Annotated in this window: 23 protein-coding genes; 11 read left to right on the forward strand and 12 right to left on the reverse strand. The window is 64.4% G+C overall.

Features of this window, described 5'->3' with window-relative positions; genetic code table 11:
- A partial coding sequence (locus tag IC66_RS0133540) for a helix-turn-helix domain-containing protein (RefSeq protein ID WP_038950574.1) occupies nt 1-213 on the reverse strand: 213 nt, incomplete at its 3' end.
- A gap of 160 nt (nt 214-373) precedes the next feature.
- On the opposite strand from IC66_RS0133540, the gene IC66_RS0133545 reads away from it, so the two are divergent.
- Both IC66_RS0133545 and IC66_RS0133550 read left to right on the forward strand, forming a co-directional pair.
- Nucleotides 374-829, forward strand: coding sequence for a hypothetical protein (locus IC66_RS0133545; protein WP_028144030.1), 456 nt, complete (start codon nt 374-376; stop codon nt 827-829).
- A gap of 95 nt (nt 830-924) precedes the next feature.
- A complete protein-coding gene (locus tag IC66_RS0133550; RefSeq protein ID WP_038950575.1) occupies nt 925-1,161 on the forward strand; it encodes a hypothetical protein in 237 nt (78 codons plus the stop codon).
- 216 nt (nt 1,162-1,377) lie between these two features.
- On the opposite strand, the gene IC66_RS0133555 is transcribed toward IC66_RS0133550, so the two are convergent.
- From IC66_RS0133555 to IC66_RS0133585, 6 genes are all read right to left on the reverse strand, one after another.
- Complete coding sequence (locus IC66_RS0133555) at nt 1,378-2,196, reverse strand: aldo/keto reductase (protein WP_038950576.1); 819 nt, start codon at nt 2,194-2,196, stop codon at nt 1,378-1,380.
- Between the two features lie 222 nt (nt 2,197-2,418).
- On the reverse strand, nt 2,419-3,993 hold the full coding sequence (locus IC66_RS0133565; protein ID WP_038950577.1) for an alkaline phosphatase D family protein: 1,575 nt from the start codon (nt 3,991-3,993) through the stop codon (nt 2,419-2,421).
- 119 nt (nt 3,994-4,112) lie between these two features.
- Nucleotides 4,113-4,532: a hypothetical protein gene (locus IC66_RS0133570; protein ID WP_038950578.1), complete on the reverse strand. Its 420-nt coding sequence runs from the start codon at nt 4,530-4,532 to the stop codon at nt 4,113-4,115.
- 108 nt (nt 4,533-4,640) lie between these two features.
- On the reverse strand, nt 4,641-5,642 hold the full coding sequence (locus IC66_RS0133575) for an NAD(P)H-dependent flavin oxidoreductase (protein WP_038950579.1): 1,002 nt from the start codon (nt 5,640-5,642) through the stop codon (nt 4,641-4,643).
- A gap of 220 nt (nt 5,643-5,862) precedes the next feature.
- Complete coding sequence (locus IC66_RS47875) at nt 5,863-6,021, reverse strand: hypothetical protein (RefSeq protein ID WP_018321727.1); 159 nt, start codon at nt 6,019-6,021, stop codon at nt 5,863-5,865.
- 21 nt (nt 6,022-6,042) lie between these two features.
- Nucleotides 6,043-6,417 carry a PRC-barrel domain-containing protein gene (locus tag IC66_RS0133585; protein ID WP_028144036.1) on the reverse strand — a complete coding sequence of 125 codons (375 nt, stop codon included), beginning with the start codon at nt 6,415-6,417 and terminating at the stop codon, nt 6,043-6,045.
- A gap of 141 nt (nt 6,418-6,558) precedes the next feature.
- On the opposite strand from IC66_RS0133585, the gene IC66_RS0133590 reads away from it, so the two are divergent.
- The 6 genes from IC66_RS0133590 (at nt 6,559) to IC66_RS0133615 (ending at nt 10,765) form a co-directional block, all read left to right on the forward strand.
- Nucleotides 6,559-8,355 carry a thiamine pyrophosphate-requiring protein gene (locus tag IC66_RS0133590; protein ID WP_028144037.1) on the forward strand — a complete coding sequence of 599 codons (1,797 nt, stop codon included), beginning with the start codon at nt 6,559-6,561 and terminating at the stop codon, nt 8,353-8,355.
- A gap of 8 nt (nt 8,356-8,363) precedes the next feature.
- Nucleotides 8,364-8,591: a hypothetical protein gene (locus IC66_RS0133595; protein WP_028144038.1), complete on the forward strand. Its 228-nt coding sequence runs from the start codon at nt 8,364-8,366 to the stop codon at nt 8,589-8,591.
- An 87-nt stretch (nt 8,592-8,678) separates the two neighbouring features.
- Nucleotides 8,679-9,230 (forward strand): DUF4142 domain-containing protein, encoded by a 552-nt coding sequence (locus IC66_RS0133600; protein WP_038950581.1) that lies wholly within the window; start codon nt 8,679-8,681, stop codon nt 9,228-9,230.
- Between the two features lie 127 nt (nt 9,231-9,357).
- Nucleotides 9,358-9,936: a phosphatase PAP2 family protein gene (locus IC66_RS0133605; RefSeq protein WP_028144040.1), complete on the forward strand. Its 579-nt coding sequence runs from the start codon at nt 9,358-9,360 to the stop codon at nt 9,934-9,936.
- The gene (locus IC66_RS0133610; protein WP_028144041.1) at nt 9,933-10,280 is read left to right on the forward strand and encodes a DUF3147 family protein; all 348 of its coding nucleotides are present in this window, start codon (nt 9,933-9,935) and stop codon (nt 10,278-10,280) included. The genes IC66_RS0133605 and IC66_RS0133610 overlap by 4 nt, the downstream gene beginning before the upstream one ends.
- Nucleotides 10,280-10,765 (forward strand): hypothetical protein, encoded by a 486-nt coding sequence (locus IC66_RS0133615; protein WP_038972659.1) that lies wholly within the window; start codon nt 10,280-10,282, stop codon nt 10,763-10,765. Before IC66_RS0133610 ends, IC66_RS0133615 begins: the two co-directional genes overlap by 1 nt.
- Before the next feature lie 148 nt (nt 10,766-10,913).
- Here IC66_RS0133615 and IC66_RS47880 read toward each other — a convergent pair whose 3' ends face one another.
- Nucleotides 10,914-11,072 carry a hypothetical protein gene (locus tag IC66_RS47880; RefSeq protein ID WP_018321736.1) on the reverse strand — a complete coding sequence of 53 codons (159 nt, stop codon included), beginning with the start codon at nt 11,070-11,072 and terminating at the stop codon, nt 10,914-10,916.
- 173 nt (nt 11,073-11,245) lie between these two features.
- Here IC66_RS47880 and IC66_RS0133625 point away from each other — a divergent pair, with 173 nt between their 5' ends.
- A complete protein-coding gene (locus IC66_RS0133625; RefSeq protein ID WP_028144042.1) occupies nt 11,246-11,494 on the forward strand; it encodes a hypothetical protein in 249 nt (82 codons plus the stop codon).
- A 151-nt stretch (nt 11,495-11,645) separates the two neighbouring features.
- On the opposite strand, the gene IC66_RS0133630 is transcribed toward IC66_RS0133625, so the two are convergent.
- The 3 genes from IC66_RS0133630 to IC66_RS0133635 form a co-directional block, all read right to left on the reverse strand.
- Nucleotides 11,646-11,867: a hypothetical protein gene (locus IC66_RS0133630; protein WP_028144043.1), complete on the reverse strand. Its 222-nt coding sequence runs from the start codon at nt 11,865-11,867 to the stop codon at nt 11,646-11,648.
- Between the two features lie 70 nt (nt 11,868-11,937).
- Entirely contained in the window at nt 11,938-12,069 is a 132-nt protein-coding gene (locus IC66_RS48995; protein ID WP_256379439.1) for a hypothetical protein, read from the reverse strand.
- A gap of 118 nt (nt 12,070-12,187) precedes the next feature.
- Nucleotides 12,188-12,382 carry a hypothetical protein gene (locus IC66_RS0133635; protein ID WP_028144044.1) on the reverse strand — a complete coding sequence of 65 codons (195 nt, stop codon included), beginning with the start codon at nt 12,380-12,382 and terminating at the stop codon, nt 12,188-12,190.
- Nucleotides 12,383-12,476: 94 nt separating this feature from the next.
- On the opposite strand from IC66_RS0133635, the gene IC66_RS0133640 reads away from it, so the two are divergent.
- Nucleotides 12,477-12,989 carry a DUF4142 domain-containing protein gene (locus IC66_RS0133640; protein ID WP_038950583.1) on the forward strand — a complete coding sequence of 171 codons (513 nt, stop codon included), beginning with the start codon at nt 12,477-12,479 and terminating at the stop codon, nt 12,987-12,989.
- Between the two features lie 10 nt (nt 12,990-12,999).
- Here the strand turns inward: IC66_RS0133640 and IC66_RS47270 are convergent, their stop codons facing one another.
- A complete protein-coding gene (locus IC66_RS47270; protein WP_028144046.1) occupies nt 13,000-13,293 on the reverse strand; it encodes a hypothetical protein in 294 nt (97 codons plus the stop codon).
- 280 nt (nt 13,294-13,573) lie between these two features.
- On the opposite strand from IC66_RS47270, the gene IC66_RS0133650 reads away from it, so the two are divergent.
- A partial coding sequence (locus tag IC66_RS0133650; protein ID WP_157158136.1) for a HAMP domain-containing protein occupies nt 13,574-14,592 on the forward strand: 1,019 nt, incomplete at its 3' end.

Raw genomic sequence — 14,592 nt, forward strand, 5'->3', positions numbered from 1 at the left:
CGAGACGTTGCCCTTGCCGGCCTCGATCTGGGCGATATAGCGCTCGGAAATCCCGGAACGGCGGGCCAGCTCGCGGCGCGACAGGTCGCAGCGCATGCGCGAGGACCGCAAGCGATCGCCCAGCTCGGTCAGAAACGCGGTCTCGGAATAAGGCGGCACGGCGCAGCTCCCCGGCAGCACTTCGCCCGCAAAATCCATGACTTGATTCAGCATTGGTCTATCCAGGTTCGCCTTCGGGAAGTGCCATCCTACGCCGGAAAAGACCGGCCTCATTGACGCGGATCAAATTCGCGAGCGATCGGCGGGCAGCCATGGACGGAAGCGGACGGGATGCTACACTTTGGAATTCTTCGAGGCGGGGTTCTTTCAGGACATGACGCGTTGTTTGAGCCGCTGGATCGCGGCTGCGATGCTGTGGGCGGCGATCACCTCCACGGCAGGTGCCGAGACACTGACCGCGACGGTCGAGCAATGGGGCCTGCTCGGCTCGTGGGCGGTCGATTGCGCGACCGGGCCCGACCGCGACAAGGGCGCGCTCCTGACTTACGAAATCCGGAAGGACGGCCGGGTGATGTACCGGCGCAATTTCGGCGAGGCCAGGGACGAGAACGAGGTGGTGTCGGCCAGGGTCAGCGCCGAGGGCCTGCTCAATGTGATGGTGTACTTCCCTTCGCTGCACCAGGCCCGTGAGTTCGGGCTGCTGCTGGCGAAGGACGGCAGCAGCCTGCGCGCGATCTACAATCGCAGCGAGCGCGGCGAGTACACGATCAGGGACGGCAAGTACGTCGCCACCGGCGCGCCGACGCCGGCGCAGCAACGCTGCGATTAGTCTCCTGAACAGCTGTTCAGAATTCTCCCGCGTTTCCTCCGGAACGTTCGCGCCAATGCGCGGTTTAAATGTGCATTCGATTGGAGGAGGACATCATGAAGAAGCTTGGTTATGTGGTTGCGGCCCTGGGTGCGCTCGTGATCGCGGCGCCGACGCTGGCGAACGCAGAGACGGTGGTGATCAAGCGCGGCGGCTACCACCACCATCATCACGGGCCGTACGGCGCTCGCGCCGAATTCCGCGGCCATCGCGATTACGGCTGGCATCGCGGCCATCATCGCGACAAGGTCGTGGTGATCAAGCGCAGCCATCGCCATCACAACTGGGACTAATGCAGAGCGCATATGGAAATGGCCCCTCACGGGGCCATTTCTCTTGCGCGCAGTCTTGTAGGGTGGGCAAAGCGACTTGTCCGCCATAGCTCGAGGAGCGACGGCGGAAGCGTGCCCACCGCTTCCGTAGTGATCAAGGAGAAGTGGTGGGCACGGCGCAAGGGCGCCTTTGCCCACCCTACGATTATTCTGCGTTCGCAGGGCGTGTTGACGAAGCTAATCCCACGCCGGCGCGAAGCCCGGATTGACGCAGCGGCGGTCCTTTGGCAGCGCCGCGATCTTGTTGCGGTCGGCATCGTCGAGCGTGATTTTCAGCGCATCGAGATTGGCTTGCTGGCTCTCCCGGCGCGAGGCCTTCGGAATCGCGGCGACGCCGTCCTGGTCGAGCAGCCATTTCAGCGCCACCTGCGCAGCGGTTGCGTTGTGCCTGGCGCCGATCTCGGCCAGCACCGGCTCCGAGGCAATGCGCCCTTGCGCGAGCGGACAATAGGCCACCAGCGGGATCGACTTCGCGGCGAGATAGGTCAGCACCTTCGATTGATCGAGCATTGCGTGATATTCGATCTGGTTGCAGGCGATCGGCGCCCTGATGTCCTCGACCACGGTCTTGAGCAGCGCCGTGGTGAAATTGGCAACGCCAATCGCCCGCGTGCGCCCCTCCTGCTTCAGCTTCATCAATGTCTCGAACACCGCACCCCAGTTCGCCGCCTTCGACGGCCAGTGCACGAGATAGAGATCGACATGATCGAGCCTGAGCTTGTTCAGGCTGGTATCGAAGGCGCGGCGGATCGCGTCGGGGCCGAGGTTCTCATGCCAGACCTTGGTCGTGACGTGCAGCTCGCCGCGCGGCAGGCGAGCCGCGGCAAGGGCAGCGCCGATGGATTCTTCGTTGGCGTACATCTCGGCGGTGTCGATGTGGCGATAGCCGATCGACAGCGCGCTCTCGACTGCGGCGCGGCAGGCATCGCCCTGCATGCGGAAGGTGCCGAGGCCGAGCTTGGGCATGCTGATGCCCTGGGTCTTCAGATTGTCCATGAACAGGCTCCTGACGTCGTTCAACCCGCTGGATGCACGCGGCGTTGCCGCGTGGGCAGACTCTTCGGTGATGGAAAAGAGGTGGCGGGAGTGAGGAGCATAGCCCGGCATGGGCAGCGCGGCCAATCAAGATCGGGTTAGCATTGCACGCACGATTCCTCTCAGACGTCATGCCCGGGACGAGCCCGGCCATGACAACTGGGCTCATAATCGCCCCGCCCCTCACGAATGCTGCGCCACCACGGCAGGTCGCGCCTGCGGCTGCGGTTCGAGATCGACCGACCAGAGGTCGCGATTGTCGACGTCTTTCAGCGTCACAGTCATCACGCCGCTGGCACCGTCGATGTCGACGCGGCCGAAGAATTGCAGTCCGAAACACGGCGCCAAATTCTCGCCCTGCGCCGCGCTACAGCCGTTCTGGTACATCGCGACCGGACCAAAGGTGTTGTCGAGCTCGCCCGGGCCCCAGGTGCCGGCGTGCAGCGGGCCGGAGACGAACTCCCAGAACGGCTCGAAGTCTTGAAACTGCGCCTTGCCGGGATCGTAATAATGCGCGGCGGTGTAATGCATGTCGGCGGTGAGCCAGACGATATTGCGCACGCCGGCGCGCTTGATGGAGGCCAGAAGGTCGGCGATCTCGTGCTCGCGCCGGTCGGGCGGCCCATCACCAAGCGCGACGGCATCCAGGCTGACCAGGCCGATCGGCAAATCGGCCGCAATCACCTTCCAGGTCGCGCGCGAGGCCGCGAGCTCGCGCTTCAGCCAGGCGAGTTGCTCGGCACCCAAAATCCAGCCGCGGTGATCGCCGCCCTTGTTCCAGCTGTCGTCGCGATAGCTGCGCATGTCGATCATGAAGACGTCCAGCAGCGGGCCGTAGGCGATCTTGCGATAGACCCGGCCTTGCCGCGCGCCGAGGTCGCGGATCGGCATGAAGTCGAAGAAGGCGCGGCGGGCGCGCGCGACCAGGCGCGGGGTGCCGTCGTCCTCATAACCGGCCTCGTCATGGCTGCCGGCCGGTGACCAGTCGTTGGTGACCTCGTGGTCGTCCCATTGCGCGAACATCGGCACCTCGGCGTGGAAGGCGCGAAAATTCTCGTCGAGATGGTTGTATCTGTAATTGCCGCGAAACTGCGCCAGCGTGTGCGCGACCTCGGACTTTTCCTCGGTCACGAGGTTGCGCCAGATCTCGCCGTTCGGCAGCCTCTGCTCGGAAGGAACCGTGCAGTCGGCGTAGATGTGATCGCCGGAGTGGATGAAGAAATCCGGACGGTTATCGAGCATGGTGCGATAGCTGCGATAGCCGCCGCGCGAAACGTCGATGCCCCAGCCCTGCCCCGCGACATCCCCGGACCACACGAACGAGATCGACCGGCCCGCGGCCGGCGCGGTGCGGAAATGGCCGACGCGGCTTTCGCCGGCAATGCCGGCCGCGATGTCGTCGAAGCGCACGCGGTAGAAGATATCCTGGCCGGGCGGCAGATCGTTCAGCAGCAGCTTTGCGGTGAAATCCGCATCAAGCAGAGCGTCGCGCGAAGCTGACGCGATGATGGTCTCGAAGCTCTCGACGGTCGAGCATTCCACCTGCATCCGCGCGGGGCGGTCGGCGCGCGCCCAGATCACGGCGGAGTCCCCAGAGACGTCGCCGGACTGGATACCGCCCGCGATCTGCGGCCGATCGGCGGCGCGGCTGAGGTGTGGCGTTGCGAGCGTGCCGAGCGAGGCGACGGCGAGGCTGGAGGTCGAGCGGACCAGGAATTGCCGCCGGGTCCATGCGCGCGAAGCGCGGAGCGTTGCCATTCAGGAAACCTTCGTCGAATCGCGACGGAAGGTGCCTGCGCTCCTTGACTCCTACCCTTACGGTTTCTTGACCCCGCGCCTACGGTTTTGCGACGCGCCGATGACGCGCTCAGACCGGGTTAACGCTGCCAGTTGCAGATGCCGCCGGAGCGGCACGGCCAGGTCTGGATGCGGGTATCCCTCGCCTGCGCATCCAGCGGATTGCCGTGGCGATGCGCGAGTTTGGTCCGGGCTGCGCCGCGCGGCTGGGCAGGCCTAGCGTGCGCAACCTTCGGCTCGGCCGCACGGACGCGTTCGGCCGCAACCTTCTTCGGCGCGTCGACGGGTGCGGCGCGGGCCTGCGCCTCATTGCCGCCGCGCGCTTCCAGCGCAACCGGAGCGAAGTGCGTCTCGGGCCCGAGACGTTTCGGCGACAGCACGGCCTTGGAGAGATCGAGGCCGAGATATTCGTCTGGCTTGTAGTCGTCAGCGCGCGCGAAGCCGCCCCATGCGATCACGAGGGCAACGGCAACTGCAAAAGGAACGCTTTTCAGGACCACGGACGCCTCCTGAAATTGATTTTGAAAGGGATATTTTATCCTTATTTAGGAGGCCTCGCGCGCGATTCCAGCGGCCAAGTGCCGCCGTGGTTAAGAAGTTTAGCGGTGTCAAGCGACCTTTCGCGTCGCCCCCGTCCCATCCAGGAACCCCATCAAACGGCTACGGATGATCTGTTCCGCCTCGGTCATGATCCGATCGACGAGTTCCTTGCAGGAGGGGATGTCGTGGATCAGGCCGGCGACCATGCCGCAGCTCCACGCGCCGGCGTCCATCTGTCCCTCCAGCATGATCCTGGGATAGACGCCCGCGACCTGATCGTGGATGTCGTCGATCTTCAGCTTGTCGCCCTTCTCGCGCTCGATCTCGATGAGGCGATCGACATTGGCGTTCCTCAGCACGCGCTCGGTGTTGCGCAGGCTGCGCATGATCAGGCGGGTGTCGAGCTCGGTCGCGGCGACCAGCGCATTCTTCACGTTCTGATGCACGGGCGCTTCCTTGGTGGCGATGAAGCGCGTGCCCATGTTCATGCCGGCGGCACCCAGCGACAATGCCGCGACGAGGCTGCGCCCGTCCGCCATGCCGCCGGAGGCGACGAAGGGGATCTTCAATTCCTCCGCCGCGCGCGGCAGCAGGATCATGTTGGGAATGTCGTCCTCGCCGGGATGACCGCCGCACTCGAAGCCGTCGACGCTGACGGCATCGCAGCCGATCCGCTCGGCCTTGAGTGAGTGACGCACCGAGGTGCATTTGTGGATGACCTTGATGCCCGCCGCCTTCAGCGCCGGCATGTATTGTTCGGGACTGCGGCCGGCCGTCTCCACCGCCTTGATGCCGCCCTCGACGATGGCCGCGATGTATTCCGGATAGGGCGGCGCCGCGAAGGTCGGCAGGAAGGTGAGGTTCACGCCGAACGGCTTGTCGGTCATGTCGCGGCAGCGCGCGATCTCCTTGGCGAGCAATTCCGGTGTCTTCTGCGTCAGGCCGGTGATGATGCCGAGCCCGCCGGCATTGGAAACGGCAGCAGCCATCTCGGCAAAGCCGACGAAATGCATGCCGCCCTGGATGATGGGGTGCTCGATGCCGAACAGCTCGGTGATCGCGGTCTTCACTTAATTCGCCTCCCGGAATTTGCTCAGATCGGGTTCAGTCTAGCCGGACTTTTGCGCCGCGGTCACCATTTCTCTCCGAAGGGGGATCTCCATTTTGAGGGTCCGCGAGGCCCACACCTCGTGAGAGCCCCGCTGCCAGTCGTGAACGACGGCTCAAAAAGAAGCGCGGCACAGTGCGTGCCGCGCTCGTCTCTGACGTCTCACGGGAAGCCCGCCTGTCTCAGTGCGTCTTCGTCTCGTGCCATTTCTCGAGATCGGGCTTCTCCTCGTCCGATCCCTGCTCCTTCTCCGGATTGCCCTTCCAGGGCTTGTCCGTCTGCCGGTGCGAACCCCAGTCGTTCTGCTGCCGGGGATCGTCGTTAGGCCGTTCCTTGCTCATCGATCTCCCTTTCCGTGAACGTCAAGCAAAGGGAACACCATAATAGGAGTTGATGCCGCGCACCGCGGCATCATCACCCCAGTTCCAATCGCTTCGTTCGCCATATTTCGGCGCCCCTTCCAGTTCCTTGGTGGTGATGCCGGTGACATACCCGCCAAGCTCCGTGTCGTATTTCAGCGACTGCCAGGGCAACGGGTAGTGGTCGTTGCCGAGGCCCAGGAATCCGCCGAAGCCAAGCACGGCGTAGGACACCCTGCCGCTGACCTTGTCGATCATCACGCGTTCGATCGAACCGATCCGGTTGCGGTCGGCGCCGTAAACCGACGTTCCCTCGACCTTGTCGCTGCCGATCAGCCGTCCCATCTCGCTGCGGCCCAGCTCGCCTTGATTCAGCATCTCAATCCTCCACTCAGCCAATGTGAATCAACCGGATGAGCAAGCGATCGTTCCGGCGCCGATGTTCCCGGAAGTGGACCAGGAACATCGCAGGGAAGGAGCCGTTCTCTGAACTTCACGCACAACCGAGAGCCACGCGCGATGTCCCAGACCGTCTCCGACTTCATCGTCCAGCGTCTGCATCAATGGGGCGTGCGGCACATCTTTGGCTATCCCGGCGACGGCATCAACGGCGTGTTCGGCGCGATGAACCGGGCCCAAGGCAAGGAAGGCGAGATCGGCTTCGTGCAGGCACGGCACGAGGAGATGGCGGCATTCATGGCGAGCGCCTACGCAAAATTCTCAGGGCAGCTCGGCGTCTGCATCGCGACCTCGGGCCCGGGTGCCTCGCATCTCATCACCGGGCTCTACGATGCGCTGCTCGATCACCAGCCGGTGCTGGCGATTGTCGGCCAGCAGGCCCGCAACGCTCTCGGCGGGCACTATCAGCAGGAGATCGACCTTCTCTCGATGTTCAAGGACGTCGCCGGTGCCTACGTCATGCAGGCATCCTCGCCTGCGCAAGTGCGACACTTGATCGACCGAGCCGTGCGGATCGCGCTGGCGCGGCGGGCCCCGACCGTGATCATCCTGCCCAACGACCTGCAGGAAGAGCCTTACGAGAGCCCGCCGCGTGCACACGGCACGCTGCATTCCGGCATTGGTTATAGCGCGCCCAGCATCATGCCACGTGAGGCCGATCTCGATCGCGCCGCGGAAGTGCTCAATGCCGGCAAGAAGGTCGCGATGCTCGTCGGCGCCGGCGCCCTTGGCGCCACCGACGAGGTGATCGCCGTCGCTGACCGGCTCTCGGCCGGCTGCGCCAAGGCGCTGCTCGGCAAGGCAGCACTGCCCGACGACCTGCCATGGGTCACCGGCTCGATCGGCCTGCTCGGCACCGAGCCCAGCTACAACATGATGATGGAGTGCGACACGCTGCTGATGGTCGGCTCTGCCTTCCCCTATGCCGAGTTCCTGCCGAAGGAAGGCGCGGCCCGCGGCGTGCAGATCGACATCGACGCCGGCATGATGTCGATCCGCTTTCCCATGGAGGTCGGCCTCGTGGGCGATGCCGCCGAGACGCTGCGCGCTCTGTTGCCGCGGCTGAAGCCCAAGAGCGACGGCGCCTGGCGCCAAAGTATCGAAGCTGACGTCGCGACATGGTGGAAGACGCTGGATGGCCGGGCACATCAGCCGGCGGCGCCCGTCAATCCGCAGCTCGTCGCCTGGGAATTGTCCCCGCGCCTGCCCGACCGTGCGATCATCACCAGCGATTCCGGCTCTTGCGCCAATTGGTTCGCCCGCGACCTGAAGATGCGCCGCGGCATGACGGCCTCGCTCTCCGGCGGCCTCGCCTCGATGGGCGCCGCGGTGCCCTATGCGCTCGCCGCCAAATACGCCCATCCGGACCGTCCGGTGATCGCGCTGGTCGGCGACGGCGCGATGCAGATGAACAACATGGCCGAATTGATCACCGCCGCGAAATACTGGCGCTCCTGGCGCGACCCGCGCTTCGTCGTCTGCGTCTTCAACAACGAGGACCTCAACCAGGTGACCTGGGAGCAGCGCATCATCAACGGCGATCCCAAATTCGAAGCCTCGCAGCGCATTCCCGACGTCTCCTATTCACGCTTCGCCGAGCTCATCGGCCTGCGCGGCATCTTCGTCGACACCCCACAGCTGCTCGGCTCGGCCTGGGAGCAGGCGCTGGCAAGCGAGATGCCCGTCGTGCTGGAGGTGAAGACCGATCCCGAAGTGCCGCCGCTGCCGCCGCATATCACGCTTCAGCAGGCCAAGAACTTCTCGCTCGCCCTCTTGAAGGGCGATCCGAACGAGAGCGGGATGATCAAGGGAGCAGCGCGGCAGGTGCTCGAAACGATCCTGCCCGGAAAGCAATGAGGTCAACCATGAGCGACTTTCGCGACATCCAGCACGGCGTCAACGATCCCGTCGATGGCGTCGATGTAAAGTACCATTTCAACGACAACAAGACTCCGCACGAGCGCGCGCAGCGCCATGCCGATGTGCGTGCCGAAGCCACGGCCGTCGCCGCCGAGCCGTTTCTCCCCGAGCGGCTGCGACGCAAGCCGACCGATCCCATCAATCCGCGCACCGGGCGGAATCCGGCGGATTAGTCGTTAGGAACCTCGGCGCATACGACGTGTTGATCGGCGCAATATCGCGCGGCAAGAGGCCGCGCGCCCACTCGGAGGGACCGAACCATGAAACGTACCATCATCGCCCTTGCCTGCGTGCTTGTCGCAGGGCCCGCGCTCGCCCAATCTCTTGGCGAGAAGACCGGCGTCAATTCGGCGCTCGGCGTCGCGCCAACGACTGCCGACTTCGTCAAGCAGGTCGCCATCAGCGACATGTTCGAGATCGAGTCGAGCAAGCTCGCCACGCAAAAGGGCAACGCGCAGGAGAAGAGCTTCGCGCAGCAGATGGTGACCGACCACACCAAGACCAGCACCGAGCTCAAGGGTCTCGTCGGTGACGGCAAGGTGCAGGCGCCCCTTCCGACGGCGCTCGACAGCTCGCACCAGAGCAAGCTCGACAAGCTCAAGAGCGCGAATGGCAAGGACTTCAGCTCGGACTACAATTCCTACCAGGTGAGCGCCCATGAGGATGCCGTGTCGCTGTTCGAGCGCTACGCCAAGGGCGGCGACAATTCGGCGCTGAAGGATTGGGCCGGCAAGACTCTGCCGGCGCTCAAGCACCATCTCGACATGGCCAAGGAGCTCGGCAAGGCGCCGAGCGTCGGCCAGGCGAAGTAAACCTCGAACGAGGGCGCCGGCGTGGCCGGCGCCCCGCGGGCCTGGTGCCGACGCGGCCGAACCCAGGAACCTTCGTTGATTCCGGGCTTTACAAATTTGTCATGAAGAACATCTCGCCTGCGGACCGATGGCGCTCGTAACAGTCAAACCCACCCGGATCGATACGGCGATCGCGAACGAGATCGCGCACCACACCAACTCCGGCCTCGAGCATGCGGCCCAGACATTGACCTGGGGCGCCGACGAGCATGTGCTCATCGCGCTCGCCGCCGCGGGATGGCTCTACACCCGGCTGCGGCAACCGCAGCAGCGTCGCGTTGCAGATCACATTCTCATGGTCTCGCTGGCGACAGCCGTGCTGCCGCATGTCCTCAAATCCGTGTTCGATCAGACCAGGCCGGACCGGCTGACGGTCGCCGGCCACTGGCGCGGCGTCCCCTTCTCGGGGCGATCACGCGACGCATTTCCCTCCGGTCACGCCGTGCACATGGGCGCCCTCGCCTCGGCGGCCGACCTGTTGCCGCCTGCCCGGCGTCAGGCGGTCCGCTTCGTTGCCGTGGCGCTATCGTTGACGCGCATCGTGGTGCTGGCGCATTGGGCCAGCGATGTGGTGGCCGGTTTCACGCTCGGCGTCGCCGTCGAGCGACTGTTCAGGCCGTTCACGCTGGCGAAGCGGCGGTCCAAGGCCTCACGGACACGGCCATGACCGAATATCTCCTGCGCTTCATCGCCGGCGGCCTGATCGTCTCTGCCTTCTCCATCCTGGGCGACATGCTGCGGCCGAAGAGCTTTGCCGGACTGCTCGGCGCGGCGCCGTCGGTCGCTCTGGCCACCCTCAGCATCGCCGTCGTCCAGCACGGCCCGCAATATGTCGCCGCCGAAAGCTGGACGATGATCTATGGTGCCATCGCACTCGGCTGCTACAGCATCGTCGTCTGCCATCTCCTGATGAGGTTTCATTTCTCCGCACTGCCAGCCACCATTCTCGCTTTTGCCGCATGGCTCGTCGTCGCCTTCGCTCTGCTCGCGGGTTTCGGAGGTGCTGCCTGATGCTGGTCAAGATGTCTGCATCGGCGCTGAAACAGACTCGGTGGTACGAGTACGGTATCCGCTTTCTGCTCGGCGGACTGGCGACGGTCCTCGCGGGAGCCGTGACCACAGGTTTCGGCGTCTCCGTCGGCGGCCTCTTCCTCGCGCTCCCCGCCATCTTCTGCGCCAGTGCAACGCTGATCGAAAGCCATGAGCGCCGCGCCAAGGAAAAGGCCGGCCTCAGCGGAGACAGACGCGGGCAGCAGGCCGCAGCGCTCGATGCCGCCGGTGCCGGCCTTGGGAGCATCGGTCTCGCAGCGTTCGCTGCAGTCTTTTATCTCGTGGTTTCGACAACCGTGATCGGCGCATTCGTCGCCGCCATCCTGGTATGGGCGGCCGTGTCGGTGTCGGCTTGGTGGCTGCGGCGAAAGCTTCGCATCACCTCGAGGACCGTGCAGACCAAACGCATGGGGCCATCAGCGAGGGGCCGCGGCCTCTTCCCGTAGCATCAGAAAGCCGTACATCTCGGCGGCCGTCTGAAGCTGATCGATGCGCGCAAGAACAATTTCGCGCTGGCGGCCGTCCGGCAGGCCCGACAGTTCATGCTCGAGCCGCAGCTTCTGCGCCCCGAGACGCTGTTCGAATGTATGTGGCTCAGATCGTCTTCGCATCTTCCGTCCTCGGTGGCTGCAGTCCCGGGCTGTTGGCCCAGCGCTCGACTTGTTCGATGACCTTCTGGTGGCTGGGACGCACCGGCTTGGGGGCTTCCGGCTCTTCGGAAAGCTTGCGAGGCAACCTGACTTCGTCCGTCATGGCTTCTCTCCCTTTCCATGAGAATGCGCCACCGCCGGAGTCGTTTCAATAATAAATCATTGATTTTGTTATATTTTCTTACTCATTCGGCGTCTTTCTCGACTCTTGTGGAACTCCCGCCAAGTTGGTTCGTTGAGTAACCTACTCAACCTGCTCAATTTGTGTGATCGACCATGAACGACCTTCGCGCCGAGCGCCTACAGGTCATGCTCACGCCGGAAGAGTTGGCCGCCGTTGACGATTTCCGGTTCAAACATCGCATGCCGACGCGGGCGGCAGCTGTCCGCGAACTGCTCAAGTTCGGATTGGCCGCCGTCGGCGTCGACGCGGCTGCGGGTGTGAAGTCGAGCAGCTTCGGCGTTTTCGGCCGCGGGCCCGACGGGCATACGCAGGAGGATCCCGAGAACGGCACCGGGGGCTGACCCACAGGAGCCGTTCATAAGCAAACGACCCCGGCACGGGGCGTGCCAGGGCCGTCTTGGAGATTGCTTCCGGCGCACCGGGGGCGTGACAACCGGGAGCAACCTGTCGACGCGTCGCGCGAGGATTCGTTCCTCGCGCTGACCGTTGCGTCTAGCCGCTCGGCGCGTCGCCGGAATCGTCCGGCGTCATGCCGGAGCCCGGCGTCTTGCTGTTGTCGTTGAGCTTGGGATCGCGCGTCGCCTCCCGCGACGGCGAGCCTTTCGAACCCGTCTTTTGCGGATCCGTCTTGTGCACGGACTGTGCGCGCTGCTTGTCGCGCGGCTGTTCCTCCGCCCGTTTGTCCTTGACGATGCCGTGGTCGGAATGGGCCATGATGTGCTTTCACCTCTCCTGATGTGTCGAAGCGCTTACGCACTGCGGCGTCGAATGTTCCGGCGAGGCGCTAGCTGTGCGCCGCGTGGACCGCAGCCGACGCATTCCCCAGATGAACCTGGCGCACCGTCGTCACCGTCGCGAACGCGACCGAGACACCAAAGGCGAGAATGAGTGAAAGAAGAGCCAGACGTGGAGCCATCACAAAACCTCCTTCTGGAAGCGAAAACCAACGCGATCGACTGTCCCCTGATCATCCTGGATTGGTCGCTTGCATTCCGTGAGCGGTCTCACACGCGGATTCACGAAAAGCAGAGCCCTCACGCATCCCGCTTTTGAGGGAAACGGACTACGAGAGGCGGAATTTCCCCGTCGAGCCAATCCTGCTCGTGGGCGAGCGCCGTCCAGGCGTCCGCCATGCGCGAAAAGCGCTTGTGGGCGGGTTGTCCCTCGGCGCGCTCGGCGAGCTGAAGACAGTTGTCGGCATTATCCCTGAAGATGTCAGACTGTTTCATATTGAAGACGTGGGGACGGAACTCTCGGGTCGCAACCCGCTTGCCGGATCGTAATGTTCAGGGAACTCCGCACGCCATTGGCTGTTTGATATCGATGCGAGTTCTTGTCGCGATCATCCTGGCATTCATCAGCACCGCAGCGCTTGCCGACAGCACCGGTGAACGAAAGTCTGGCGGCCGCCCTCCGAGCGCAACCGACGTCATCAGCGGCCTTTATGATTTCAGCCGCTTCCAGCAGGGCCTCCTGGAGAGCACCGATCTGAAGGGCAACGCCGAGGTCAAGAACCTCGCCGCCTTGCGTGCCGAGGAAGCGGCCAAGCGCGACAAGGCGCTGAAGCAGATCCAGGAGGCGATCGGCGCGGAGCCGCGCATCGGCAAGACGACGTCGGTCAGCGCGGGCCTGGTCGAGCCCGAAACGTCCGACGGACCGACTTACGTCCGAAGCTTCTATGCCTCGCAGATTCCCGAATATGAATCGGCCATTGACCTGCTCGAACGCTATTTGAAGGCGCCCGATAACGCGGCGCTCGCAACGTTTGCGCGCGAGCAGCTCCCGATGCTGCGCGCACAGGTCAAGGACGCCGGGCGCACCATGGCGGACAAGTAGCCCCCTCTATTTATTTGTCGTTCGGATGATGTTGCTGGCTCTGCGGTCGCACGGTGCGGTCGCTCTCCGGCATCCGGTCCCGGCCCGCATCCCCATTGTCGTCCTTGCCGCCCGAAGACGAGGTGCCGCTGCCGCTCGGGTTCGACCGGGTCGCCGCCCCCGTCGTCGGAGTATCCGCCCTCGGGCTGGCGGAGCTCGCGGCGGGATCGCCGGTCACCGCCCCGCGGCCGCTGGGCGCTCCGCCCTGCGCCAAGGCCGACCCGGCAAACAGCACGACGACGATCGCGGCAAGTCCTGCTTTCATATCCGTTCTCCATGTCTTGGCGGGCTAACCGCGAGGGTTGGCGCTCGTTCCGAAGGGTGGCGGGGACGAACGAGCTGGCCGCAGGATCGCGGACGCCAGCCCTTTTCGAATTCGGATGGAACCAATTCGGCGGATCGTGGTTATATTTGCCGGGCTGAGCAAAGCAGGTTCCATTTGCTGGCGCCGCAAGGTTGGCGCTTGATTTCGAATTTGGCTGACGCTCTATGTTGACCAATCGCGTCTGGCCATAGATTCGGCCGACACCTGCGGGGGAATCAGTATGAGCGACCTCGATCCCGGATCTGCATCACGGTCCGGTCGTCGCGTCCCAAAGCCAAAGCCCAACGGTGTATCGGATCCGGATTCCCGGGCCGAATTGCTGCTCGCCCTGCAGGCCATGCGCAGCGGCGATTTCTCCGTCCGCATGAGCGGCGACTATCTCGGCATCGACGGCAAGATCGCCGACACTTTTAATGAAATCATCGCCGCCAACCAGCGCATGGCGCAGCAGCTCGAACTGGTCGGCCAGGTGGTCGGCCGCGAAGGCAAAACGCGCCAGCGCGTGAAGTTCGGCCTCGCCTCGGGCTCCTGGGCCGACATGGAAGGCTCCGTCAACACGCTGATCGACGACCTGTTGTGGCCGACCCGCGAGGTGACGCGTGCGGTCGCGGCGGTGGCGCAAGGCGACCTGCTCCAGACCGTCAAGCTCGACGTCGACGGCCGTCCGCTCCGGGGCGAATTCCTGCAGTCGGCGACCATCGTCAACACCATGATCAAGCAGCTCGGCGTGTTCACCTCCGAGGTGACGCGCGTGGCGCGCGAGGTCGGCACCGAGGGCAAGCTCGGCGGCCAGGCCCAGGTGCCGGAAGTGACCGGCGTCTGGAAGGACCTCACCGAGAGCGTCAACTCGATGGCGAACAACCTGACCAATCAGGTTCGCAACATCGCCGAGGTGACGATCGCGGTCGCCAACGGCGACCTCTCCAAGAAGATCACGGTCGACGTCCGCGGCGAGATCCTTCAGCTCAAGGAAGCCATCAACACGATGGTGGACCAGCTCCGCTCCTTCGCCTCAGAAGTGACGCGCGTGGCGCGCGAGGTCGGTACCGACGGCAAGCTGGGCGGTCAGGCGATCGTGCCCGGCGTCGCCGGCACCTGGAAGGACCTCACCGACTCCGTCAACGCGATGTGCGGCAACCTGACCGCACAGGTGCGCAACATCGCCAACGTCACCACCGCCGTGGCGCGCGGCGACCTGTCGCGCAAGATCACGGTGGACGTGCGCGGCGAGATCCTGGA

It is taken from the genome of Bradyrhizobium genomosp. III (assembly GCF_000261705.1).
Lineage (GTDB): Bacteria > Pseudomonadota > Alphaproteobacteria > Rhizobiales > Xanthobacteraceae > Bradyrhizobium > Bradyrhizobium ottawaense.

Excerpts from the sequence above, each read along its gene's own strand:
- IC66_RS0133545 (WP_028144030.1), top strand. The coding sequence starts at position 374 with ATGACGCGTTGTTTGAGCCGCTGGATCGCGGCTGCGATGCTGTGGGCG.
- IC66_RS0133550 (WP_038950575.1), top strand. The coding sequence starts at position 925 with ATGAAGAAGCTTGGTTATGTGGTTGCGGCCCTGGGTGCGCTCGTGATC.
- IC66_RS0133555 (WP_038950576.1), bottom strand. The coding sequence starts at position 2,196 with ATGGACAATCTGAAGACCCAGGGCATCAGCATGCCCAAGCTCGGCCTC.
- IC66_RS0133565 (WP_038950577.1), bottom strand. The coding sequence starts at position 3,993 with ATGGCAACGCTCCGCGCTTCGCGCGCATGGACCCGGCGGCAATTCCTG.
- IC66_RS47875 (WP_018321727.1), bottom strand. The coding sequence starts at position 6,021 with ATGAGCAAGGAACGGCCTAACGACGATCCCCGGCAGCAGAACGACTGG.
- IC66_RS0133585 (WP_028144036.1), bottom strand. The coding sequence starts at position 6,417 with ATGCTGAATCAAGGCGAGCTGGGCCGCAGCGAGATGGGACGGCTGATC.
- IC66_RS0133590 (WP_028144037.1), top strand. The coding sequence starts at position 6,559 with ATGTCCCAGACCGTCTCCGACTTCATCGTCCAGCGTCTGCATCAATGG.
- IC66_RS0133595 (WP_028144038.1), top strand. The coding sequence starts at position 8,364 with ATGAGCGACTTTCGCGACATCCAGCACGGCGTCAACGATCCCGTCGAT.
- IC66_RS0133600 (WP_038950581.1), top strand. The coding sequence starts at position 8,679 with ATGAAACGTACCATCATCGCCCTTGCCTGCGTGCTTGTCGCAGGGCCC.
- IC66_RS0133605 (WP_028144040.1), top strand. The coding sequence starts at position 9,358 with ATGGCGCTCGTAACAGTCAAACCCACCCGGATCGATACGGCGATCGCG.
- IC66_RS0133610 (WP_028144041.1), top strand. The coding sequence starts at position 9,933 with ATGACCGAATATCTCCTGCGCTTCATCGCCGGCGGCCTGATCGTCTCT.
- IC66_RS0133615 (WP_038972659.1), top strand. The coding sequence starts at position 10,280 with ATGCTGGTCAAGATGTCTGCATCGGCGCTGAAACAGACTCGGTGGTAC.
- IC66_RS47880 (WP_018321736.1), bottom strand. The coding sequence starts at position 11,072 with ATGACGGACGAAGTCAGGTTGCCTCGCAAGCTTTCCGAAGAGCCGGAA.
- IC66_RS0133625 (WP_028144042.1), top strand. The coding sequence starts at position 11,246 with ATGAACGACCTTCGCGCCGAGCGCCTACAGGTCATGCTCACGCCGGAA.
- IC66_RS0133630 (WP_028144043.1), bottom strand. The coding sequence starts at position 11,867 with ATGGCCCATTCCGACCACGGCATCGTCAAGGACAAACGGGCGGAGGAA.
- IC66_RS48995 (WP_256379439.1), bottom strand. The coding sequence starts at position 12,069 with ATGGCTCCACGTCTGGCTCTTCTTTCACTCATTCTCGCCTTTGGTGTC.
- IC66_RS0133635 (WP_028144044.1), bottom strand. The coding sequence starts at position 12,382 with ATGAAACAGTCTGACATCTTCAGGGATAATGCCGACAACTGTCTTCAG.
- IC66_RS0133640 (WP_038950583.1), top strand. The coding sequence starts at position 12,477 with ATGCGAGTTCTTGTCGCGATCATCCTGGCATTCATCAGCACCGCAGCG.
- IC66_RS47270 (WP_028144046.1), bottom strand. The coding sequence starts at position 13,293 with ATGAAAGCAGGACTTGCCGCGATCGTCGTCGTGCTGTTTGCCGGGTCG.